15 protein-coding genes and 1 pseudogene are annotated in these 24,004 nt (G+C 68.8%); 8 read left to right on the top strand and 8 right to left on the bottom strand.

Going from position 1 to position 24,004, the window contains the following annotated elements:
• Positions 1 to 67: 67 nt before the first annotated feature.
• Positions 68 to 973 (bottom strand): LysR family transcriptional regulator, encoded by a 906-nt coding sequence (locus ACI7BZ_RS09355; RefSeq protein ID WP_414116890.1) that lies wholly within the window; start codon positions 971 to 973, stop codon positions 68 to 70.
• Positions 974 to 1,165: 192 nt separating this feature from the next.
• On the opposite strand from ACI7BZ_RS09355, the gene ACI7BZ_RS09360 reads away from it, so the two are divergent.
• The gene (locus tag ACI7BZ_RS09360) at positions 1,166 to 2,413 is read left to right on the top strand and encodes an MFS transporter (protein WP_414116891.1); all 1,248 of its coding nucleotides are present in this window, start codon (positions 1,166 to 1,168) and stop codon (positions 2,411 to 2,413) included.
• Positions 2,414 to 3,055: 642 nt separating this feature from the next.
• A pseudogene (locus tag ACI7BZ_RS09365) lies at positions 3,056 to 3,900 on the top strand (IS5 family transposase); the annotation flags it as partial.
• On the opposite strand, the gene ACI7BZ_RS09370 reads toward ACI7BZ_RS09365, so the two are convergent.
• From ACI7BZ_RS09370 to ACI7BZ_RS09380, 3 genes are all read right to left on the bottom strand, one after another.
• Positions 3,862 to 4,986: an IS4 family transposase gene (locus tag ACI7BZ_RS09370; RefSeq protein WP_414116892.1), complete on the bottom strand. Its 1,125-nt coding sequence runs from the start codon at positions 4,984 to 4,986 to the stop codon at positions 3,862 to 3,864. The pseudogene ACI7BZ_RS09365 and the gene ACI7BZ_RS09370 overlap by 39 nt on opposite strands.
• 339 nt (positions 4,987 to 5,325) lie before the next feature.
• Entirely contained in the window at positions 5,326 to 5,610 is a 285-nt protein-coding gene (locus ACI7BZ_RS09375; protein ID WP_414116893.1) for a hypothetical protein, read from the bottom strand.
• A 284-nt stretch (positions 5,611 to 5,894) separates the two neighbouring features.
• On the bottom strand, positions 5,895 to 6,143 hold the full coding sequence (locus ACI7BZ_RS09380) for a hypothetical protein (RefSeq protein ID WP_414116894.1): 249 nt from the start codon (positions 6,141 to 6,143) through the stop codon (positions 5,895 to 5,897).
• Between the two features lie 314 nt (positions 6,144 to 6,457).
• Between ACI7BZ_RS09380 and ACI7BZ_RS09385 the strand changes: the two genes are divergently transcribed.
• Together ACI7BZ_RS09385 and yghU are read left to right on the top strand one after the other, a co-directional pair.
• Entirely contained in the window at positions 6,458 to 8,299 is a 1,842-nt protein-coding gene (locus tag ACI7BZ_RS09385) for a DEAD/DEAH box helicase (RefSeq protein ID WP_414119126.1), read from the top strand.
• Between the two features lie 129 nt (positions 8,300 to 8,428).
• Entirely contained in the window at positions 8,429 to 9,304 is an 876-nt protein-coding gene (gene yghU, locus ACI7BZ_RS09390) for a glutathione-dependent disulfide-bond oxidoreductase (protein WP_414116895.1), read from the top strand.
• Positions 9,305 to 9,432: 128 nt separating this feature from the next.
• On the opposite strand, the gene ACI7BZ_RS09395 is transcribed toward yghU, so the two are convergent.
• Both ACI7BZ_RS09395 and dsbD read right to left on the bottom strand, forming a co-directional pair.
• Positions 9,433 to 10,068 carry a DsbA family protein gene (locus ACI7BZ_RS09395; RefSeq protein ID WP_414116896.1) on the bottom strand — a complete coding sequence of 212 codons (636 nt, stop codon included), beginning with the start codon at positions 10,066 to 10,068 and terminating at the stop codon, positions 9,433 to 9,435.
• A gap of 37 nt (positions 10,069 to 10,105) precedes the next feature.
• Positions 10,106 to 11,938 (bottom strand): protein-disulfide reductase DsbD, encoded by a 1,833-nt coding sequence (gene dsbD / locus ACI7BZ_RS09400; RefSeq protein WP_414116897.1) that lies wholly within the window; start codon positions 11,936 to 11,938, stop codon positions 10,106 to 10,108.
• A gap of 230 nt (positions 11,939 to 12,168) precedes the next feature.
• On the opposite strand from dsbD, the gene ACI7BZ_RS09405 reads away from it, so the two are divergent.
• From ACI7BZ_RS09405 to ACI7BZ_RS09420, 4 genes are all read left to right on the top strand, one after another.
• Positions 12,169 to 12,831: a response regulator gene (locus ACI7BZ_RS09405; protein ID WP_414119127.1), complete on the top strand. Its 663-nt coding sequence runs from the start codon at positions 12,169 to 12,171 to the stop codon at positions 12,829 to 12,831.
• Positions 12,828 to 14,153, top strand: a complete 1,326-nt coding sequence (locus ACI7BZ_RS09410) for an ATP-binding protein (protein WP_414116898.1) — start codon at positions 12,828 to 12,830, stop codon at positions 14,151 to 14,153. Before ACI7BZ_RS09405 ends, ACI7BZ_RS09410 begins: the two co-directional genes overlap by 4 nt.
• Positions 14,154 to 14,264: 111 nt before the next feature.
• Positions 14,265 to 14,561: a putative quinol monooxygenase gene (locus ACI7BZ_RS09415; RefSeq protein ID WP_414116899.1), complete on the top strand. Its 297-nt coding sequence runs from the start codon at positions 14,265 to 14,267 to the stop codon at positions 14,559 to 14,561.
• Positions 14,562 to 14,606: 45 nt separating this feature from the next.
• Positions 14,607 to 15,620, top strand: a complete 1,014-nt coding sequence (locus tag ACI7BZ_RS09420) for an aldo/keto reductase (RefSeq protein WP_414116900.1) — start codon at positions 14,607 to 14,609, stop codon at positions 15,618 to 15,620.
• A gap of 72 nt (positions 15,621 to 15,692) precedes the next feature.
• Here ACI7BZ_RS09420 and ACI7BZ_RS09425 read toward each other — a convergent pair whose 3' ends face one another.
• Positions 15,693 to 16,304: an invasion associated locus B family protein gene (locus ACI7BZ_RS09425; RefSeq protein ID WP_414116901.1), complete on the bottom strand. Its 612-nt coding sequence runs from the start codon at positions 16,302 to 16,304 to the stop codon at positions 15,693 to 15,695.
• Between the two features lie 191 nt (positions 16,305 to 16,495).
• On the bottom strand, positions 16,496 to 23,692 hold the full coding sequence (locus ACI7BZ_RS09430; protein WP_414116902.1) for a hypothetical protein: 7,197 nt from the start codon (positions 23,690 to 23,692) through the stop codon (positions 16,496 to 16,498).
• Positions 23,693 to 24,004: the final 312 nt, after the last annotated feature.

A 24,004-nucleotide genomic window follows, 5' to 3' on the forward strand; every position in this document is an offset into this window, starting at 1 on the left:
CCGCGTCCACGGCACCCGCTACCGACGCGGTGGCAGCGCGCGCAAGGAGGCAGGTCGCGTGAGACGCCTAGCCATGCTCCAGAAACTTCTGCATGCGCGGCACAGCGAAATCAAGGAAGGCCCGGACGCGCGCGGGCAGGAATTGCGCGCCCCGGAACAGGGCATGCACCTCGTCCGCCACGCCGAGGTCGCTGTCGGCCAGAAGCTCGACCAGTTCACCCCGGGCAATGGGCTCGCGCAGATGATAGTCGGCGAGCCTGATGATGCCCACGCCGGCAATCGCCATGCGCCGCAGCGTGTCGCCGTTGTTGACCAGCAGCGACCCGCTCAGCATCCGCTCGACGATGCGTCCGCCCTCGCGCATGGGCCAGACCGGCATCGCGCGGCGGAAATTGAAGCCGAGGCAGTTGTGGTGGACGAGATCCTCCGGCGTGGCGGGCGTGCCGTGGCGCGCGAGATAGGCCGGCGATGCGACGATGCGCCGCCGTGTCTCGCCGATCTTGCGGGCCATCAGATTGGAATCCATGAGCTTGCCCACCCGGATCGCCACATCGGTGCGATCGAGGTAGAGGTCGACCACCTCGTCGGAGAGGGAGAGGTCGACGATCACTTTCGGATAGGCTTCGAAGAAGGCCGGCAGGATCGGCTCCAGGGCCGCGGAGCCGAAGCTCACCGATGAGGTGACGCGCACGATGCCCTCGGCCTCGGCGCCACCCTGGGCGATTTGTTGTTCGGTCTCATCGAGCTGGCCGAGCAGGGCCTGGCTGCGCTCGTAATAGAATTGGCCCTCACCGGTCAGCGCCAGCCGTCGGGTCGATCGCTCGATCAGGCGCACCCCCAGCCGCGCTTCCAGGCGGGCGATCAGCTTGGACACTGTGGAGGGCGTCATCAGCATCAGCCGGGCCGCTTCGGAAAAGCTGCCCGCCTCCACCACGCGAACGAACACCATCATCTCGCCGGCGCGATTGTCCATGGCGGACCTTTGATCTGGTTTGCCCGTAGGGCCGAGACCTAACACGCCGTCGGACCTTCGTCCCGCGATCTGTGAAACGATCTCCCAAATCCAGTGAAAAGCGGCCGTCTAATCAGCGCGCCGACGTCATGCGATCTCAATCGGCGACGGCCGCAGCGCACCGGCTCGGCCTGCACTGAAAGGATCACAGACATGTCCGCCTGTTCTTCCACCGCCTTGCCGGTCGATATCGACCGGTCCTCGCCTCGTCCCCATGCCCGGGACACCGCCGCCGATCGCGGCGACACGCGGACGCTGCTCGCGCTCGCCTTGGGGAGCTTCGTGATCGGCACGTCGGAATTCGCGAGCATGGGCATCATCCAGCTCTTTTCCGAAGGCCTCGGCCTTACCGTGCCGCAGGCGACCGGTGCGATCACCGCTTATGCCTTCGGCGTGGTCGCCGGCGCGCCCCTCGTCACTCTGACGGCCGCCCGACTCAATCGCCGCACGCTGCTGCTGGCACTGATGGCCCTGTTCATCGTCGGCAATCTTCTGTCCGCGGTGGCCAGCGACCTTGGCTGGCTGATGGCGGCGCGGTTCATCAGCGGCTTGCCGCAGGGCGCGTACTTCGGTGCCGGCGCCATGGTCGCGGCCCATGTGGTCGGTGCCGGCCAAGCGGGCCGGGCCTTCGCCATCGTCATGACGGGGCTGACCGTCGCCACCATCTTCGGCTCGCCGCTGGCCACCTTCATGGGGCAGACGCTGGGATGGCGCGAGACCTACCTCGCCGTCGCAATGCTCGCTGCCCTCGCCTTTGCCGCCCTACGGCAGTGGGTGCCGCGCACGCCTGCGCTGGACGGGGTGCCGGTGATCCAGGAACTGTCAGCGCTTCGCAAGGCGTCCGTGTGGGGCATGATGATGGTCGCCGCCATCGGCGTCGGCAGCATCTTCGCCGTCTACACCTTCATCGGACCGATCGTGACCGATGCCGCGGGATTGCCTGTGACCCTGATCCCGGTAGCCCTGGCTGTGTTCGGCCTCGGCATGACGGCCGGCAACCTGTTCGGTGGCTGGATTGCCGACCGCTATCCGGCGCGGGGGATCGTCATCGGCTATGGCAGCGCGCTTGTGGTCATGGCGGCACTCGCCAGCGGCGGCACGTCCATCTGGCTGCTCCTGCCGGGCTTGTTCGGCGTGGGGGCTGCGATGATGGTGGCGATCCCGACCATTCAGGTGCGCCTGACCACCTTCGCCCCGGAAGCCCCGACCCTGATGGGCGCGATGAACCTCGCTTCGCTGAACGCAGCCAATGCGCTCGGCGCCTGGAGCGGCGGGCTGGCCATCGATGCGGGCTTTGGCCTGCTCTCGGCGGTCTGGGCGGGCTTCGGCCTCACGCTGGCGGGTCTTGCCATGTTCGGCTTCACCCTCATGGGGCAGAGACGCGCAACGCTATCGGACTGAACCCAGCGGTCCCTCTTGGTCTTGGGGGCTGTCATGTCACTGCTCACATGCACCAGTATGACATTTGATGACATGGGCGCCGCTTGGTGAGGTCTTCTCTACGCGAGAGTGATGGCCACCTCGGGCACGCGGTCGTGGTGCAACCGGTTGCACGACCCAATCGCGCGACTATTCCGATTTGGGTGAGCGGTGCAGTCAATTGCGTCTTTGCAACCGGTTGCACCGCCATCCGTCAATATCTGAAACCTAGTCAGCGTACCTCTCCGGGCACTGCGCCTTATGTGGACGCTGGCGCCCCAGTACGGACGCCGGAGATATGAACGACGGCCCTTTCTTTTTGGCGGACATGCGAAGGGAATACCCCGCTGCGAGCCAAGGTTCGAGTGGTGCGACTACATCCAGTAGCACGTGTCCCTCGTCTCTTTTCGGGTCCCAGACCGTGTGCTTGTTATCTTTGACATGCGGACGAAGCAATTTCGCAAAGTGTTCGCCCTTGTTCACAACGAAAAACAAGCCCTGACCCTCGTCGTGAGGAGAAACGGCCACCTCTGGCGCAGGGGCTCGCTTCGGCTGGCCAAGGTCTAGGCTCTAAACCCAACGCTCTAAGTGTGATTCAATTGGCTCATTGGAGGATGATTCGCCATGAGCCGGTTGTTCTGGTTGAACGAAGAGCAGTGGGCCAAGATCGAGCCACTTCTGCCGCACTACGGCAGTCCGCCCCGCGTCGATGACCGGCGCATCCTGTCCGGCATCATCCATGTGCTGCGCTGCGGCTGCCGGTGGTGCGACTGCCCTTCCGACTACGGCCCCTATACAACCGTATACAACCGCTTCAACCGCTGGTCCCGCAAGGGGATCTGGCAGAGGATCTACGCCGCGATCACCGGCGATGGGCGAACACCCCGCCAGCTTCTGGCCGACAGCACCCATGTGAAGGCGCACCGCTCGGCGGCCGGCGCCGAAAAAGGGGGGACCAACGTCAGGCGATTGGTCGCTCCCGCGGCGGTCGAACGACTAGAGACTGATTCACCGATCAGGTTGAATCAGTCTCTAAATTATTGATAGAGAACGTTTTACCGCTCAGCTTGCGATGCAAGCTGAGCGGAACGTGCTCTAAGATCCATGCTCTGAGCGACGGCAAGGGCCGCCCCCTCGTCCTTGCGCTCACGCCCGGCCAGGCCGCCGACATCAAGATGCTGCCGGTGATGCTCGACGCCGCGCCCCCGGCCCGCGCGCTTCTCGCCGACACCGCCTACGACAGCGACAAGGTGCGAGACGATCTGGCCGAGCGGAACATGCGGGCGGTCATCCCCAACAATCCCACGCGCAAGTATCTCCACCCATTTGACAAAAGGCGCTACAGAAAGCGCAACGCCATCGAGCGCATGTTCTGCCGCCTCAAGGACTTCAGGCGCATCGCCACACGCTACGCACAGTACACGACTCTTTCATGCTGGATGTGGGCCTGCTCTGGGGCCTTGTGGATTTGGAGGTTGCCCTGTCATGATGGCGTTCCAGCATTGAACGGCTTCGCGTCCTCCTTGGATCAGGATTTTTCTCAGCAGATCGAAGCCGACGCGGAAAATCGACTTTGCCTTGCGCTTGTGGGTCTTGATGATAATTGGTCGATGTCTGGCGCTCCATTCCCCAGTTGTATGAGCGAAGGTGAAGGCGACGGCCAGCACGGCGATGAGCTTGGCGATCCGCTCCGGGTTGGTGATGTGAGTGTCCTCGAGGTTGAGACCGCGCGTCTTGCTGGCCGCGAACAGGGTTTCGATTTCCCAGCGCCGCCGATAGTTGGCCAGGGCGATCCCGGGATCGGTGTTGGTTGCCACAACGAGCAGTTCCTTACTGGCCAGTCGTGTCGCCGCGAGCTTTACGGGCGGCCCGAGAGCGCTGCCGCGTGAACCGAGGCGGCAATCTTCGCGCACGTAGCGGCGTCCGCCGATGGCGAGCTTCCGGAACAAGGAAACGACCGGGCAGCAGCGGCCATCAGCCAGACGGATCTGGAAGGCGTCCTTGATGCGCAGGATGAACGGGATGTTGTTCTCGACCAGAAAGGCCATCCAGGCCGTGCCGACGAATTCCCGATCAGCGATCAATCCGGCTACAGCCTCGGCACCGAAGACATTGCAAAAGCGGGACAGCAGGGCTTCGCGATGGGCCGTGGTCGAGTTGCCGGCTCTGTCGAGCACGTCCCACATGAGCGGGATGGCGATGCCGTTATGGACGATGGCGAGCATCAGGACGTTGACGTCGCGTCGCCCGAACTTCCAACTGGTGCGGTCGAGGGCAAGAAGCCAGGGCCCCGATCCGATCCGTGCGATCCTCACCACGACGCGGGCCAGTTGATCGCTATCCAGCTCGACCTGCTCGAAGAAACGCTGGAGGCGGCGATAGTTTGAAGCAATCTCCGCCCGCGTCGGGAACATCCCGGCAAGGTGACTTAGATTGATGGTGCGCGACAGCAGAACGCCGACGACAAAGACGCAGAAGCTCTCAAGCCGGCTCTTGCGCATCGACAAGTGCTTGTCCAGGCAATGCCTCAAAGCGGCGATGATGTCTCTTCTCATGCAAAATCCCGATCCGCTCTCCGCCGAATCGGAAATCCTACTGATCGATCAAGGCCCTACCAAGAATCGTCGTGTACTGTGGCACTCTCCGCCAGTTTTCCATATAAATCATTGAAATTCCAGAAATAAATTCTGATTTGGCGGGTACGTCCAAGCATCTGCCCCGTGCACGTGCGTTGGCTCGTGATGGTCCGTGGTGGACAGAAGCGGGATTTGCCGGGATCAGGCGGGAACAAGCGGGACGCGGCCGTTCAGGCAGCTGCCCGCACGCCCTTGAGGATCTGCCCCGCGTGCGCCGCCTTCTGGGAGCGGGAGCGTGCAGGGGGCCAAGCGTAGGCCTTACTTTTTTCCTAGGAGGCCCGGTTTCTGCAACCCAGAAGCGGTTGAGCGGATTTCGGCCATGGCGCCGAAAAAAGAATGAAACTCGTCCATCTCCATAACACAGTATTGGCGATTGCCGGAAGCAAGAAGCGCTAACACGACGTGCGGGGTTTCCTTGTCGGTCTTGAGCCAAAGCGAAATCTTAAAGCTCGATCCACCGGCCGGGATCGGTGTGTCGATGCGCTTAATTGTCTTGCCCGAGGCAAGTCGGCGAATACTTTGGAAAAGATATTTGAAGAACATCGCTCGCCTAGCCCTTATGGGTCACAGGTGACCGAATGCAGACTGCTCCGGTGCCATGGCGCGCTCCAGATGGTCCTTTGGCAAGGGCGGTGCCCGCATCCGCAGTGAACGAGTGAATCCTCCAGGCACACGCACCCAAACGCCCCCGACGATGCGCCCCACCGGCTTCTCGGCGACGTGTTCGGTGGTGAGGCGTACTTGACACGGTGCACGGCGACGCATGCGCCGCGCCGCCGTGAGCGCCGCGTGGCAGAACAAGCGCACGGCGAACAACGTCGTGCGGCCTATGCCGCCTCCAGCGTGCTGTCCGGCACCTGGCCGAAACTGGCGATGAGCACCGGCGGGTCGGCGTCGTCCGATTCGGGGTCCACATCCCGCGAGAAGGCGATGGCGCCGGCATTCACGATCGCCATCCGCCGTGCGATCCGCTCCGCGTCGGCCGCCGTGCGCGCCTCCACCGCCGGGCCGGCCTTCAAGGCGCCGCGCTTGCCCAGCTCGAACGGCTGGACCACGTAGAATGTCTTCTTCGCCACGGCCGATTCTCCCCTTGCGACGGCCGGAGGCTGCGCCCGATGATGGAACAAATCAAGAACTATCCCGCGCCCCCCCCCGGCGACGGCAGCGGCCCTGCGCCTCGGCGTCCCGATGGTGCGTCCTTGCGCGAGAGCATCGGCCTTGATGAACCGGTCGTCCCCGCCCGCCTTGCCCTCGCCCGCCCCTCAAGTCGCCCCGCCGACGGTGGCATCCGGGCTCTCATCCTATTAGGAACGCATTCCAGACACTTTCCGATGGCTCCCCTTCGACGCCTGACGATAATGCGAGATAGGCGGAACCAGCCGTGCCCTTCATGACGACCAATCCGGCGCTCGCCCGGTCCCTGGCAGAGCGGGACTACACCACCCCGACAGCGGTGCAGCTCGCGGTGCTGGCGCCCGAGGCCGCGGGGCGCGACCTTCTGGTCTCCGCCCAGACCGGTTCCGGCAAGACCATTGCCTATGGCCTCGCCATGGCCGAGACGCTGCTGGGCACCGCGGAGCGCTTTGCCCCCGCCACCGTGCCGCAGGCGCTGGTGGTGGCGCCCACGCGCGAACTGGCGCTGCAGGTGCAGCGGGAATTCGCCTGGCTCTATGCCGCGACGGGCGCCCGCATCGTCGCCTGCGTCGGCGGCATGGACCCGCGGCAGGAGCAGCGCCAGCTGAACCAGGGCGCCCATATCGTGGTCGGCACGCCCGGGCGCCTGCGCGACCATCTGGAGCGCGGCCGCCTCGACATCTCCGCTTTGCGCGTCGCCGTGCTCGACGAGGCCGACGAGATGCTCGACCTCGGCTTCCGCGAGGATCTCGAATTCATTCTCCTCGCCACCCCGGCGGAGCGGCGCAGCCTTTTGTTCTCCGCAACCATGCCGCGCGGCATCGTCGCCCTGGCCAAGCGCTACCAGCGCGACGCCCTGCGCATCGAGGTGGCAAGCCCGCAGGGCGGCCACGCCGACATCGAATACCGGGCGATGCGCGTGGCGCCCACCGAGGTGGACCATGCGGTGGTCAATGTGCTGCGCTATTACGATACGCCCAGCGCCATCGTGTTCTGCAACACGCGCGAGGCCGTGCGGCGCCTGCACGCCATGCTTCAGGAGCGCCAATTCTCCGCCGTGGCCCTGTCCGGCGAGCTGAGCCAGAACGAGCGCAACCACGCCTTGCAGGCGCTGCGCGACGGGCGGGCGCGGGTGTGTGTCGCCACCGATGTCGCGGCGCGGGGCATCGACCTGCCGAACCTCGGCCTCGTCATCCATGCCGAATTGCCCAACGATGCCGAAAGCCTGCAGCACCGCAGCGGACGCACCGGCCGGGCCGGCCGCAAGGGCGTGAGCGTGCTCCTCGTGCCGCCGTTCCGCCGCCGCCGCACCGAAGACCTGTTGCGGGGCCTCAGCATCACGCCCGCATGGTCCGGTCCGCCCACCTCCGAGGACATCCGCAAGCTCGACCACGAACGCATGCTGCACGATGCCCTGATCACCGACGAGCCGAACGAGGAGGACGCCGCCGCCGGCCTTGCGCTGCTGGCGGCGCATGCGCCGGAGCATCTGGCGGCGGCGCTGGTGCGCCTTTATCGCGCCGGCCTGCCGGCCCCGGAGGAGGTCGCCGATCCGGGCGTGGCGCGGGCCGCGCGCGACCGCGCCGCCGATCGCGACTTCGGCGGGACGGCCGGCGCCGGCAGCGCTTGGTTCCGCCTCAACGTGGGCCGGCGCAACAATGCCGATCCCAAATGGCTGCTGCCGCTGATCTGCCGGCGCGGGAACGTGACGCGCAAGGAGATCGGCGTCATCCGCATCCTGGACGAGGAGACCGCCTTCGAGGTCAGCCTCGCCGCCGCCGATCGTTTCGCCAAGGCGGTGCGCAAGGCGGATGGCGAAGTGATCATCGAGCCGCTGCCCGGCGCCCCGGCGGCGGACGCCTCGGAGCGCCCCGCGCGCGGCAAGTCCCTGCGCGGCAAGCCCTCGCACGACGCCGCGGCCGATGGCCGGCCGCCCTATGAGAAGCCCTTCCGGGGCAAGAAATTCCGCGCCGGCCCGCCGCAGGGACGGACCGGAGAGGGCGCGCCGGACCCGGGCAAAGGCGAGCGCGCGCCGAAGAGCCCGCGTGCGACCCCATACGCGGGGAAGCCGAAGGGGAAGCGGACGCGCCCCACCTGACGCCGGCCGGGGCGGCGCACCCGGCATCGGACATGAACGCGAGTTCGAGGCATGTGCAGGGTGGATGGCAAGCGCGCTGTCCCCTCCAACCATCCCCCGCCCCACGGGCGGGAACCTGGAGACCATCCCATGACCGACAGCACGGATTACGTCCCGCCCCGGGTGTGGACCTGGGACAAGGCCAGCGGCGGCACCTTCGCCGGCATCAACCGGCCCGTTTCCGGCGCCACCCATGAGAAGGAGCTGCCGGTGGGCCGGCACCCGCTGCAGCTCTATTCCCTCGGCACGCCCAACGGCCAGAAGGTCACCATCCTGCTGGAGGAGCTGCTCGCCCTCGGCCACCGGGGGGCGGAATATGACGCCTGGCTGATCCAGATCGGCGAGGGTGCGCAGTTCGGTTCCGGCTTCGTGGCGATCAATCCCAATTCGAAGATCCCGGCGCTGGTGGACCGCAGCGGGGCGGAGCCGATCCGCGTGTTCGAATCCGGCGCCATCCTGATGTATCTCGCCGAGAAGTTCGGTGCCTTCCTGCCGACCGAGCAGCCGGCGCGCGCGGAGGCGCTGTCCTGGCTGTTCTGGCAGATGGGCTCTGCCCCCTTCCTCGGCGGCGGCTTCGGGCATTTCTACGCCTATGCGCCGACCAAGCAGGAATATCCCATCAACCGCTACGCGATGGAGGTGAAGCGCCAGCTCGACGTGCTGGACCGCCGCCTTGCCGACCACGAATTCGTCGCCGGCGACACCTACACCATCGCCGACATGGCCATCTGGCCCTGGTACGGCGGCCTGGTGAAGGGCTGGCAATACGGCGCGGCCGAGTTCCTGTCGGTGCAGGACTATCGCAACGTCATCCGCTGGGCCGACCAGATCTTCGCCCGGCCGGCGGTGGCGCGCGGCCGCAAGGTCAATCGCACCAGCGGCGAGCCTTCGAGCCAGCTTCACGAACGCCACGACGCCGCCGACTTCGACACCCGCACCCAGGACAAGCTCGCCAGCGGCGCGTGATGACCTGAGCCGGCGGGCGCGCTCACGGCCGGTGCGGCCCGCCGTCTTTATTCAATATGTTGGCGGGCGATACACCGCTCATATGGAGCTGCGGGAACCGCCGGAAAGCGCGGGAAAGCGCATGGGCATCACTCCGCGGCCTGCCGGCGGCGGGCCTCGGCGATGGCCTCCTTGAAGCCGGCATAATCCAGCGCGGAGGTGCGGAACGGGCCGATCAGATAGGCGGGCGTGCCCTGCAGGCCCAGCGATTGCGCCTGGGCGTGGTTGCGGCGCAGAAGGGCGGAAATATCGCCCGCATGGGTCTTCAGGTCGGCGTCCAGGCGGGCGAGGTCGATGCCCGACGCCCGGATGGCCTCAAGCATCTGCGCCTCGCCGATGCGCCGCCCGGGGATCGCCATCAGCGCGCGGTGCACCTTGCCGTAGCCGCCCTGGAAACCGGCCGCCAGCGCCATCTGCGCGCCATAGACCGAGGCCTCGGTGAGGATCGGCCAATCCTTGTAGACGAGGCGGACCCGGCCATCCTCCTTCACCGCGCGCTCAAGGTCGGGCTCGGCCTTCTTGCAGAAGGGGCAATTGTAATCGAGGAAGGCGACGATGGTGACGTCGCCCTTCGGATTGCCCGAAATGGGCGCGGCGGGATCGCGCAGAATGGCCTCCACGTCGATCTCCTGCGCCAGGAGGGGCGAGGCGAGGGGCGAGGCGAAGGACGCGGCGCCCGCGGCGACAAGGCCGCAGGCGCGCGTGATGAACTGCCGGCGCTGCATGATTTCTCCTCGGATTGACGGTGCTGGGGGGGGGATGTCAGGCGCCGGCCGCGTCGAGGCGGCGGGCGATCTCTTCGGCGGTGACGGGGCCCACGATCCGCGACCCGGGGATCTCGCGCCCCTGCGCGTCCATGAGGAAGAGCGTCGGCGGCCCGGCCACCTGGAAGCGCTCCATGAGGGCGCGGGTGGCTTCGCCATAGGCGGTGACGTCGGCGATGACCCGGGGCAATGGGGCGAGGCGCTCGCGCACGCCGGGGGCGGCCATCACCTTCGCATTGGACGCGCAGACGGTGCACCAGCCGGCGGTGAAATCGACGAGGATGGGCCGCCCGCCGGGGACTTCGGCCATCGCCCGCGCCACCGCGGCGTCGAATGCGGCGATCGAGGCCACGCGCGCCTCGGCCGGCGCGGGCGTGGTGGCGGGGGAGGGTGCCTGAGGGAAGGCGAGGGGGCGCAGCGGGTCCTCCGCGCCGCCCGCCGCGCCGATGATGAGGGTGGCGCCATAGAGCGCCGCCGCCATGCCGCCGCCGCAGGCCAGGCGGGCGCCGGCGCCGCTTGCCGGCGTCAGGCGGTCGAACCCGCCGAAGGCTGCCGCCGCGCCCATGAGGAGCGCGCCGAGCAGGGCGAGCGTGGCGGGCGGCGGCAGCAGGCGGCCGGCGATGAGGATGGCGACGGCGAGGAACACCGCCCCGAACATCTGCTTGGCGCGCACCAGCCAGGGGCCGCCCTTCGGCAGCAGGGAGGGGCCGAACAGGCCGACCAGCATCAGCGGCAGGCCCATGCCGAGCCCCAGCATGAACAGCGCCGCCGCGCCCCGGGCCGCATCGCCGGTGGCGGCGGCATAGAGCATGGCGCCGGCCAGCGGCGGCGTCACGCACGGGCCGACGATGAGGGCCGAGCCGAAGCCCAGCAGCGCCGCCCCGCCCAGGGTTTGGCCGGCGCCGCGCCCCGCCAGCCGGGCGCCGAGGCCCGCCGGCACTTTAAGGTCGAACAGGCCGAACATGGACAGGGCCAGCGCCACGAAGATGGCCGCCGTCACCCCCAGGGCCAGCGGCGTCTGCAGCATCGCCTGCAGGTTGGCGCCGGACCAGCCCGCCACCGCGCCCACCAGCCCGTAGGCGCCGGCCATGGCCAGGACATAGGCGCCGGTGAGGGCGAGGCCGCGCCCGCGCGTCAGCCCCGCCCCCGAGCGCGTCAGCATGCCGGCGAGGATGGGAAGCAGGGGGAACACGCAGGGCGTGAGCGCCAGCAGCAGGCCGAAGCCGAGAAAGGTGCCAAGGGTGACGCCGAGCCCGGCGCGGAACAATTCGCCTACCCCATCGGGCGCCGGCGTCGCGGTGGCCGGCCGGGCGGTGGCGGGCAAGGCCGTGTCGGGCGAGACCGTGTCGGGCGAGGCGGTGGCGGGGAAGGCGGTGGCGGGCGTCGCGCCCGCCGGCACGGGGCCGGGGTCGGACACCGGGCGCACCTGGAGCGTCGCCAGATCGACCAGGCGGGCCTGCGGCGGGAAGCAGATGCCCGCGTCGGAGCAGCCCTGGAAGGCGACCCGGAGCTGGCCGGCACGCTCGGGCGCATCCGCCCGCGCCTCCACGGGGCCGTGGAACACCTGGACGACGCCGAAGCTCGGGTCATCCTTGCTCTCGCCGGCCGGCCGCTCCAGCGGCACCGGGCGGCCGGCGAGCGAGGCTTCCAGGCTGTCGCGATAGAGATAGGTGCCGGCCCCCACCTGCCAGCGCAGCAGCAGGGCGCCGGACGGCGCGCGCTCCGCCTTGAGGGTGAAGGGCTGGCCGGGCGCGGCGGCGACCAGCGACCGCAGCGCCAGCACCGGATCGCCCGCGGCGGCGCCGGTGGCATGAAGGCCTGCGAGCACCACAAGCGCGCACCGAACTGCGTTCCCCCAATATCGCCATGCCATGGAACCGCTGCTCCTCCATCGTGGTGGTGCAGCGCTCTTACCCCCACCTTAAGCCAGCCTTAAGCTGGCGGGTGCCTGTGGCCTGCGGGTGGGGCCGGGTGAAGCTGCCGGCCCGGCGCGGCGCCTTGGCGGGACTGAAAGGCGGACGATGTGCGAAGGGACGCAGGCGCAAGGATGAACACGGCGTGATGCGCATTCTTCTGGTGGAGGACGACCCGGTTCTGGCCGACGGCGTCTGCGCCGGCCTCGCGCTGGCGGGCCTGACCGTGGACGCCGTGACCACCTGCGCCGATGCAATGGCCGCCCTCGGCGCCTGCCGCTTCGATGCCGTCGTGCTCGACCTCATGCTGCCGGACGGCTCCGGCCTCGATCTGCTGGCGGCGCTGCGGGCGCGGCAGGATGCGACGCCGATCCTGTTGCTGACCGCCCTGGACGAGACGCCGGACCGGGTGCGCGGGCTGGATGGCGGGGCCGACGACTATCTGGGCAAGCCCTTCGACCTGGACGAACTGGCCGCCCGGCTGCGGGCGCTGGTGCGGCGCGGCGGCGGCCGGGCCAGCCCGCGGCTGCGCCACGGCGCGATCGAGCTTGATCCCGCCACGCTCTCGGTCACCCTCGACGGCGCCGTGGTGGCGGTGTCGCGGCGCGAGTTCGCGGTTCTCGCCATGCTGATGGAGCGGCCGGGCGTGATCCGCTCGAAAGGCGAGCTGGAGGACCGGCTCTATGGCTGGCAGGAGGAGATCGACAGCAACACGGTGGAAGTCTACGTGCACAATCTGCGCAGCAAGCTGGGGCGTGATGTGATCGAGACCGTGCGCGGCCTCGGCTATCGCATGCGGGTGCCGTCATGACCTCCCTGCGCCGCCGCCTCTTCCTGATCCTGCTGGCGGCCACCGGCCTGATCTGGCTGTGCGCCGTCGCCTGGATCAGCGTCGGCAGCCGCACCGAGCTGGAGAAGGTGCTGGACACCCGCCTTCAGGAGGCGGCCCGCATGGTGCATTCGCTGGTGATGGCCGGCGGCCAGCTAAAGGATGCCGAGGCGGCCGCCGTGGCGCCGTCGCGGTGGGGCGGCTACGAGCGCCAGATCTCCTGCCAGATCTGGTCCTTCGACGGCCGGCTGCTGGGCCGCTCCTCCGGCGCGCCCGACGGCGCCCTGGCGCAGGACCACGAGGGCTTCGCCGACCGCGAGGTGAACGGGGAAACCTGGCGCACCTACACCATCGTGGACCGGGAGAAGAACGTCCGCGTCGCCGTGGGCGACCGGATCGGCCTGCGCGACCGGCTGGTGCGCGACCTGGTGGCGGGGCTGGCGGCGCCGGCTCTGTTGGCCATGCCGTTGCTGGGGCTGCTGATCTGGTGGAGCCTCGGGCGCGGGCTGCGCCCCCTCAACCATGCGGCGGAAGAGATTGCCGCCCGCGAGGGCGAGGACATGCGGCCGGTGCCCCCGGCCGGCGCGCCGGCGGAGATCCTGCCGCTGATCACCGCCCTCAACGGCCTGTTCGCCAAGGTGGAGGCGGCGCGCGCCCACGAGCGCGAGGTCACCGCCTTCGCCGCGCACGAACTGCGCACGCCGCTGGCCGGCCTGAAGACGCAGGCGCAGGTGGCCCTGGCCGCCCGCGACCCGGACACCCGGCACAAGGCGCTGCGGCAGATCATCGTTTCGGTGGATCGCAGCAGCCGGCTCGTGCGCCAGCTTCTGGCGCTCGCGCGGCTCGATGCAGGCGCCGGGGGCGCGGTGGAGCCCGCCGCCATCGGCAAGGTGCTGCACGAGGTGGCGCAATCGGTGCCCCACACGGAAGCCGTCACGGTGCGCATCGCCCCCGAGCTGGACGCCATGGTGCACAAGGTGGATGTGGATGCGCTGTCCCTCCTGCTGCGCAACCTGCATGAGAATGCCGTCCAGCACATGGGGGCGGGCACGATCCACTGGCGCGCCGACGGCGCCGGCGATCTGGTGATCGAGGACGAGGGGCCGGGAATTGCCGAGGAGGAGCTGGGGCTCGTGCGCCAGCGCTTCTATCGCGGCCGGGGCGCCGGCGGCGCGGGGCCCGGCTCCGGCCTCGGCCTTGCCATCGCCGACACCGCCGCCCGCCGCATGGGCGCCCGCCTCGACCTTGCCAACCGCAGCGACCGGCCGGGATTGCGCGCCATCATCCGCTTCCGCCCGGCGTGAGGCCGGGGCCGGCGGACGCATGGCGGCGCTGGACCGCGCCCGCGCGGCGTGACAAGGGCAGGGGGCGCGCCGAATCCCGCTGCGCCGCCCCATTGGACAGGAGCCGTTCGCATGACACCGACCGTGAAGATCGTGGCCATTCTGGTGGCGCGGCCGGGCAAGGCCGAGGAGCTGGAGGCGCTGCTGGGCGGCATGGCCGGGCCCAGCCGGGCCGAGCCGGGCAACCTGCGCTGGGACATCTGGCGCGACCAGGCCGACGCCGCCCGCTTCGTGCTCGACGAGCTCTATGTGGACAATGCCGCCGTTGCGGCGCATCGCGAGACCGCCCATTTCAAGGCCTATCTCGCGCGGATCGCCGATCTTGCCGAGCGCACGGCCTATGTGGCGGACCCGGTTTCCATCGGCTGAGAGGCCGGCAACCCGCGCCGTACCTGTGAAACCGAGGATGAGACGATGGCACTCAAGGATATTCTTCCCGGCAGGCTCGGCTTCGGCGCGGCCCCGCTCGGCAACATGTTCCGCGACATTCCCGAGGCGGAAGCCCGCGCCACCGTGGATGCCGCCTGGAACGACGGCATCCGCTATTTCGACACCGCCCCCCTCTACGGCGCCGGCCTTGCCGAGATCCGCATGGGCGAGGTGCTCGCCGGGCGGCCGCGCGGGGACTATGTCATCAGCACCAAGGTTGGCCGTGTCATCCTCGACGAGATCGAGGATGCCGGCGCCCGCGACCTGGGCGAGAAGGGGGACGTGTTCCGGTACGGGCGCCCCAACCGCGTGGTCAACGATTATTCGCAGGACGCGACGCTGCGCTCCATCGAGGACAGCCTGAAGCGCCTGAAGACCGACCATATCGAGATCGCCTTCGTCCATGACGTGGCGCAGGACTTCTTCGGCGACGAATGGCTCGCCATGTTCGAGAGCGCGCGCAAGGGCGCCTTCCGGGCGCTGGACCGCCTGCGGGACGAGGGCGTCATCAAGGCCTGGGGCCTGGGCGTCAACCGGGTGGAGCCCATCGAGACCCTGCTGGCGCTGGACGAGCCGCGCCCGGACGGCTTCCTGCTGGCGGGGCGCTACACCCTGCTGGACCATGACCGCGCCCTGCAAAGGGTGATGCCGATGGTGGCCGAGCGCGGCCTGGGCATCGTGGTGGGCGGTCCCTACAGCTCGGGGGCGCTGGTGGGCGGCCCGAACTTCGAATATGCGCCGGCCACGCCGCAGATTCTCGCCAAGGTGGCGCGCATCAAGGCCATTGCCGAGCGCCACGGCATCAGCATGAAGGCGGCGGGCCTGCAATTCTCGCTGGCCCATCCGGCGGTGGCGGCGGTGATCCCCGGGGCCAGCCGGCCGGGCCGCATCGCCGAGGACCGCGCCGCGCTCCAGGAGGCCATTCCCGCCGATTTCTGGCGCGAGCTGCGCGAGGCCGGCCTGGTGCATCGCGATGCGCCGCTGCCGGTGGCCGGCTGATCGCGGCCGGCGGGCGGGCCCGCGCCATCCGGCGGAAGGGGGCCGGGAGGCCCCGTTCAGGCCGGCCGGGCCTCAGGGCTTCCTGAGGCCGGCGAGCACCTTGTCGGCGCCGGACACCGCCACCTTGACGTTCAGCTGCCGCCCGTCCTGGAGCCGGAAGGCGATGGTGGCCTCCTTGGCGGCGGACAGTTCATTGGCCAGGGCCTGGTCATAGGCCAGGCTCGCCTCGCATTCGTTGGCATTGCACCACTGGTAGGCGAGCTTGCGGCTGTTCTGGCCGAGCACCAGGTCCACCCCGTCGCGCACCAGCACGCCGGTGGGGGTGGTGATGGCGATGGTGGGCACGTCCTTGCCGTCGCGGCCGATCTTCCACACCACCACCACCCGCTTGGACTTGGCATCGGTGACGCGCAGAAGGCCCCAGCAGGCTTTCTTGCCGGTCTTGGCCCCCGCCGCGGGCGGCCCTTCCTGGCAGGTGAGGACCCAGCCCTCGAAATTGGTGGTCTCGGTCTTCACCGGGCCGGCAGGCGGGGCGGGCGCGGACGGGGCAGGCGTAGACGGGGCAGGCCTGGGCTGGGGGCTCTGCGCCTCTGCCACGAAGCCGCCGCCGTCGGACAGCACCAGGGCCAGCGGGGCTACCGCAATCAGGGCCGCAAGTGCGCAAAGCGATCTGGCGAGGTTCACGGGGCCGTCTCCGGGCTGGCGATCGCAGGAAGGCGATCCGCTCATATGGAAGGGCGCTCATATGGAAGGGCCTGGCGGATCAATCCGGGCCGATCCGGCTCCCGGCGAAGGGACATCCGCCGGTGTGAGAAGGGAAGGGCAGCGCGCCGAAGCACGCTGCCCCTTCATGCAGGCCTTATGTCAGGCGCCGCTCACCACTGGTAGCGCACGCCGCCCTTGGCACTGCCGGCGGTGTAGCTGTCGCCGAACTTCACGTCGCCGTTGACGAAGCCGTTCCAGCCGTTGCCCTTGCCGAAGACGTTGACCCCCACGCCCACTTCGCCGAACAGGCCGTCGAAGGTGTCGCCGGTGACAAACGGCAGGCCCGGGTTGAACACCGTGACGGTGTTGTCGCCGAGGAACTCGTACCAGAGGCGGCCGGTGAGGCTGGTCACGACGGTGTAGGTGCCGGCGTCGTAGACCTGGGCGCCGACCCGTCCGCCGACGCTGCCGCGCAGGCTGTCGTTATTGCCGAAGTCAACGAAGGTGGACTGCACCAGCGAGAGGTCGGAGATGTTGGTGTTCACGTAGCTGAGGGTGGCGAGGCCGTCGAAGAAGCCCGTCGTCCCCCAGGTCCAGAAGCGGTAGCCGGTGTCGATGGTGAAGCCGAGGTTCCGCACATCCGTGGACTGGCCGAAGTATCCGGCCCCGAGCAGGGTCGGCGCGTCGTAGTCCATGGAGAGGAAGTCGGCCTTGACCAAAGCGTCGAGGTACCACTTGCCGGTGAGGTAGGAGGCGTAGGCGCCGACCGTGCCGCCGGAGTAGCTGGCCGAGGTGGTCGAGGCATCGAAGGAGAGGTCGGAGGCCACGTAGCCGCCGAGCACGCCGAACACCACCGCGTCGTTCTGGGTTGCGACACCCTCCTTGCCGAAGTCGGCACCCGCCATGAAGCCGTAGATGTTCTGGCTGTAGCTGGTGTCGAAGCCGTAGCGGTTGCCGTAGGCCGCGAAGCTGTCGGAGGCGTCACGCGAGCCCCAGCTGCCGATCACCTTGCCCCAGATGCCGGGGGTGACCGAGCCGGCCGCGCCGTCCACCGTCTTCACGCCTTCCTTGGTCACCAGCTGCGTGGGCGCGCCCTGCAGGTAGGTGCGCAGGTCCGCCTGGCGGTCGAGCCACACGCCGGTGGTCTCGTGCCAGATGGCCTGGGCGCCGGTGACGAGCTTGGGCAGCTCGAACACTTCCTGGTCGGGCAGGCCGATGAGGAAGTGGTCGTTGCCGATCACCGCGAGGTCGTAGAAGAACAGCCCCTTGTCGATCACCCCGCCGAACTTGGCAGCGTAATTGGCCGAGTTGGGGTCGATGTAGAAGCTCTCCGGCAGGGTGGTGCCGGCGATGCTTGCCACATCCACCACCTTGATGCCGGCGAGGTTCAGGGCGCCGGGACCGGCGTTGACGTCGTTGATGAGGAGGGCGGTCTGGCCCTCGGTGACGAGGCCGGCGATCTCCAGGCCGTTCACGTCGAGGCCGCCCACCGTCAGCACGTCCGAGGTGGAGCCGGGAGCGCCGAGGTAGCTGTCGAGCCCCACGGTGCTGTTGCCGACCCCGTTCCAGATGCCGCTCACATAGGTCACGTCGCGGGCGCCGTTGAAGGCGATCTGGCCGGGAACCTCGTCGATCATGGAGAGCAGGCCGCTCTGCACGAACAGCGGGTCGCCGTTGTTGAAGGTCTCCAGGCTGTTGAAGTTGGTGGTTTCCGCCACCGCCCCCTGCAGCGCCGTGACGATCCGCCCCTCGTTGTTCACCGTGTCGGTGCCGGCGCCGAAGTAGTTGTCGCCGACGGTGATCCAGGTGTTGGACGAGAGGTTGTTGAACACGTCGTCATTGTCGGTGAGCCCGACCCGGCCGACGATGGTGCCCGAGTTGCTGATGGTGGTGGCGCCGCCGTCGGTGTCGATGACGATGTCGCTGGCCGCCACGATCAGGCCCGGCAGGTTCACGCCGCCGGTGTAGCTCCAGGAGCTGACCAGCGAGCCGGCGCCGACCGAGATGGAGGTGGCGTCGTCGCTCTCGATGGAGATGACCGCCTCCGCCCAGCTCTTGCCGGAGCCGATGACCGCGTTGTTGGTGCCGATGGCGACCGTCGCCACGTCCGCCGAGAAGATGCGGATGGCGTTTCCGACGCCGCTCTCGTCCGCGTCGCCGCGGATGAGGCTGAGGTCCGCCGTGGTGATGCTCACACTGTCCCAGCCGCCGGCGCGGATGCCCTTGTCGTTGGCCACGACCTGGGAGTTGAGGCCGGTGTTGACGAAGATGTCGTTTCCGGCGCCGAAGGCGAAGTTGGTGGCGGTGATGCCGTCGTCGCCCGCCGCGATCACGCTGGAGCTGCCGGTGGTGACGAAGACGTCGCCCGAGCCGGCGAACTTGCCGGCCACGATGCCGTCGCCGCCGGCGGTGATGCCGCTGGCGAGGCCGGTGGTCACCGTCGCATTGCCGGTGGCGCCGATGGACTGTGCCTCGACGCCGGTGCCGGAGGTGGTGACGGTGCTGCTGGTGCCGGTGGTCACCGAGGCGTCGCCGGTGCCGCCGAAGCGCCCGGCGAAGATGCCGCCCGCCGTGGCGGTGATGGTGGAGAGGGTCCCGGTGGTGACCGAGACATTGCCCGTGCCCAGCGTCTTGGAGGCGATGATGCCGAAGTCCGGGGCGGTGATGGTGGTGAGCCCCGCCTGGGCGACGGTGACGTCGCCGGTGCCGAAGATGGCGTTCGCCTCGATGCCGTTGCCGGTGGTGGAGGTGATGTTGGCGTTGGCGTTCACCGTCACCGCGCCGTCGCCGGCCTTCAGGATGAAGATACCGTTGTCGGTGGCGTTGATGGCCGCGTTGTTGGTCACCGTCACGTCGCCGGCGGTGAGCGCCGCCGCGAGCACCTGGATGCCCTCGTCACCCGCGGTGATGACGGCGTTGGTGGTGATGGCGATGTTGCCGCCGCCGATCTGGGCCACGGAGATGCCGTCGTCCCCGGCAGTGATGGTGCCGTTGGCGGTGGTGGTGATGGTGATCGGGCTGTCCCCGAGGGCGAGGGCGAAGATGCCGTCGCCGCCGGTGGCCGCCTGGCTCAGGCCGCCGATGGCCGCATCCACGTCGATGGTGGTCGGGCCGTCGCCGATCTTGAAGGTGGCGACGCCGATGCCGTCCGACTTGATGGTGCCGCCGGCGTTGATGTTCACGTCGATGGCGCCGTTGCCGATATTGGCGCCGACGATGCCGATGGCGGTGGCCTGCACCTCCGCATTCACATTGGCAATGGCCGTGCCGGAGCCGATGGTCACCGCCGCGCCGCCGATGATCGGGGGGTCGATCATGGCGTTGATGGTGAGGGTGGCGTTGCCGGAGCCGCCGCCGATGGCCGCCGCGCCGACGATGCCGCCGGAGGCCACGGAGACCTTCTGGTTCACCGTCACTTCGGTTTCGCCGCCGGTGTTGATGCCGACCACACCCGCCACCGTTGCGTCAACGGTGCCGTCGGTGATGACCGTCACCTTCTGCCCGGCGCCGATGTTGCCACCGAACACGCCGATGCCGTTGGTGGCGGTGACCGCCGCCAGGGTGTGCACGTCCACCGTGCCGCCGCTGCCGAACGACAGGGCGCCGACGCCGAGCAGGGCGCCGCTCACCGCCGCGTCGGTGGTCACCGTCACCGCATTGGTGTCGCCGAAGGCGAGGGCGGCGACGCCGAAGCCGTCGGCGGAGGTCACGGTGGAAAGGGTGTGGATGTCGAGGGTGCCCCCGGTGCCGCCGAGCGCGCCGCCGACGCCGAGGAGGCGGCCCGCCACCGCCTGTTCGGTGGTGACGGTGACGTTGCTGGCGCCGGTGCCGATGGCGCCGCCGAACACGCCGAAGCCGTCGGCGGAGGTCACCGTGTCCTTGGTCAGGACGTTGACGGTGTTGTCGTCGCCGAAGGCCAGCGCGCCGACGCCGAGGTAGCGGCCGGTCACCGCCTTGTCGGTGGTCACGTCGATGGTGTTGGTGCCCAGGCCCAGGGCGGCGACGCCGAAGCCGTTGGCCGAGGTGACGATATCCTTCGTCTCCACGGTGAGGGTGCCGCCGGTGCCGCCGATGATGCCGCCCACGCCCAGAAGGTCGCCGGAGACTTCCTTCTGCGTGGTCACGGTGACGGTGTTGGCGCCGGTGCCGATGGAGCCGCCCAGCACGCCGAAGCCGGAGGCCGAGGTGACCTTGGCCAGGGTCTCCACCGTCACGGTGCTGCCGCCGCCGCCAAGGTTCAGGGCGCCGACGCCGAGCAGGTCGCCCTGCACTTCCTGCTGGGTGGTGACGTCGATGGTCTGGGCGGTGCCCAGGCCGAGGCCGGCGACGCCGAAGCCGTCGGAGGAAACCACCTTGTCCTCGGTGAGGATGGTCAGCTGCGATCCGGTGCCGCCGATGAGGCCGCCGACGCCGAGGAAGGCGCCGTTCACCTGCTCGCCGGTGGTGACGTTCACCACCGAATTGTCGCCGATGCCCGCGCCCACCACGCCGGCGCCGCCGGAGGTGACGGCCGCGGTGGTGGTGACGTCCACATTGCCCCGGGCGCCGATGGAGAAGCCGCCCACGCCGAGGAGGCCGGAATTGACCGCGGCCGAGGTGGAGACGACGACCACGTGGTCGTCGCCGATGCCGCCGCCCAGCACGCCGATGCCGTCATTGCTGATGGCGGCGGAGTTCTTCACGTCCACCGTGGTGGGGATGCCGGAGAGGTTGTCGCCGATCACCACGCCGCCGACCCCGAGCAGGCCGCCGGAGATGGCGCCGGTGTTGGTCACCTTCACCTGGCCGTTGTCGCCGACCACAAGGCCGCCCACGGCGATGCCCTGGGTGGTGATGGCGCCGCTGTTGGTGACGGTGAGGGCGCCGGTGTCGCCGATCACCGCGCCGAGCACGCCGCCGAAGTCCGCATTGACGGAGGCGGTGTTGGTGACGCTGGCGCCGAAATTGTCGCCCACGGCGAGGCCGAGCACGCCGACGCCCGAATTGTTGCTGATGGCGCCGTTGTTGGTGACGCTCAGGCCGCCGGCGGTGCCCTGGCCCACCGCGATGCCCGCGACGCCGAGGAAGCCGCCGGAGATGGCGCCGCCGTTGGTCACCGAGGTCACCGCGAAGCCGGAGCCGTCGGTGTCGATGGCGGCGCCGATGACGCCGATGCCGCCGGTGGTGATGGCGCCGAGATTGTTGACCGTGACGCTGGAGGTGCCGGCGCCCGCGCCGTCATCCACCACCACGCCGGCCACGCCGATGAAGCCCGCGTTCACGACGCCGAGGTTCTGCACCGAGACGGTGTTGCCCTCGCCCACCGCCACGCCGGCGACGCCGACCAGGTCGGCATTCACCACGGCGAGGTTCTGGACGTTGACCGTGTTGCCGTCGCCCACCGCGAGGCCGAGCACGCCCACGGCATAATCCTGGATCACGCCGGAATTCTGCACGTTCACGTCGAGGCCGGCATTGTTGTCGCCGATCTTGACGCCCGCAACGCCCACCAGCGGCAGCGCGCCCACGGAGGATTCCACCGTGGCGGTGTTGTCCACGTCCACCTGGCCGTTGCCGACGTTGAGGGCCAGCACGCCCACGAGGTTGGCGTCGATATTGCCCGAGGTGTTGGTGGAGGCGGTGCCGTTGCCGATGGCGACGGCGGCGACGCCCACCAGCGGGGGATCAATGTTGCCGCTGAAATTGACGGTGGCGTTGCCGTTGTTGGCGATGGCGCCGACGCCGACGATGCCGTCGGTGCTCACCTTGCCGTTGGTGGTGACGGTGGTGTCGCCGTCGGTGTTGAAGGCGAGCACGCCGCCGAGGGTGCCGGAGACGTCCTCGCTCTCCACGGTCACGGTGCCGCCGGTGCCGATGGAGCCGGCGAGGATGCCGAAGCCGCCGGTGGCGTCCACGTCGTCATTGGCCTCCACCGAGACTTCGTTGCCGGTGCCGATGCCCACCGCGAGGATGCCGGTGCCGTTGGCGGCGGTCACGTCGTCGTTGGTCTCCACATTGACGGTGGCCTTGCCGGTGCCGACCGCGGAGGCCCAGGTGGAGGGATCGTTGGGGTCGAAGCCGGTGAAGTCGCCGACGCTGGCGCCCATGGCGAAGATGCCGTTGCCGCTGGTGCCGGTGACGTCGCCGGAAACGTTCACGGTGGTGTTGGCATTGCCGTTGAGGCTGCCCGAGAGGGCGAAGATGCCGTTGGCGCCGCCGGTGACGTCGGCCGAGCCCTGCACGGTGGTGGTGGCGGTGTTGGGGCCGCCCGACACCGGCGCGGTGATGGCCGAGGCGAAGATGCCGGCGCCCGAGCCGCCCATCACCGTGCCGCCGTTGGCGGTGACCGTGGTGGTGGCGTCCACGCCGACGCCGCCGAGCCCGATGGCCGATGCGGTGGCATTGATGCCGTTGGTGCCGCCGGAAACGAAGGTGCCGCTGGTGGTGACCGAGGCGACCGCCGGAAGCTGCAGCGGACCGACCGAGACACCCACCGCCGTGGCATTGATGCCGTCGCCCGTGTTGCCGATGGCGGTACCGCCGATGAAGGTGAGGCTGACATCGGCGCCGGTGGCGGCGACGCCGTTGGTGCCACCGCTGAAGAAGCTGTTGTTGGCGATCAGGTCCACCTCGGGGGCGGTGAAATTGGCGCCGCTGCCGTTGGTGCCGGTGAAGAAGCCGCCGTTGGTGGTGGCGGTGATGCTGTCGGCGCTGAAGAAGTTCAGGCCGTTGGTGCCGCCGCTGGCGAAGGCGCCGGGGGTGGAGGAGAAGGTGATGGCGCCGCCGGCGCTGAGGCCGATGCCGTTGCCGCTGGTGCCCGTCGCCGAGCCGCCGAAGCCGGTCATCGAGATGGTGCCGAACGGCGCCGTGGCGCTGATGCCGTTGTCGCCGCCGGTGGCCGTGCCGGTGAAGTTGTTGGCGGTGATGTTACCGGCGGTGGCGAAGAGCTGGATGCCGTTGCCGGTGGTGCCCGTGGCCGACCCGGAGAAGTTGTTCAGCGTTATGCTGGTGCCGGCCGTGTAGACGATGCCGTTGGCGTCGCCAGTGAAGGTCGCGGCCGTGTTGTTGCTTGTGATCGAGGTCAGCGTGCCGACGTTCAGGGCGGTGCCGCTCGGCGCGGTCTGGACGATGACGCCCGCGCCGGCATTGACCGTCGCGCTGCCAAAGATGTTGGTGACCGAGAAGCCGTTGTTATCGGTCCCGGTGCAATCCACCGTCACGTTTGGAAAGCCGGCACTGCCGCACGCCGCATTGGCCTGCCCCGGCTGGATCACGGCCGCCAGGGCCGTCGCCAGTGCCGAACTGAGGAGCAGCGTCTTCATGCGCCTGCGGTTGACCGAAGGATGCACGTAAGCGCCAGAAAGGATGGTGCCGCCCGAATTGACCATCTTCACCCCCAAGTTGCGACCGCCACACGACGCGACCGCCACACGTTTCATTCAGCCGCACGCACGTGCAGCCTTTTGGCTGAGGGTGCATCTCGACACCCTTTGCAACTCACCGGAAACTACAGGGGAGATGACGAGCCTTCTCTGCATCTGACGAATGGATGCTACTCAAAATGCGAATCTGAGCACATTCCCGCGACCTGTTGCACATCTGCCATGATGCGAAAAAATCATTTAGAAACAATATACTAAACCATTTGGTGTGGCATGAAAGGTAACCAGGTGCAGGAGATGATGCGCGCTTCCTTCCAT

The organism is Xanthobacter sp. AM11, assembly GCF_047444035.1.
Classification (GTDB): domain Bacteria; phylum Pseudomonadota; class Alphaproteobacteria; order Rhizobiales; family Xanthobacteraceae; genus Xanthobacter.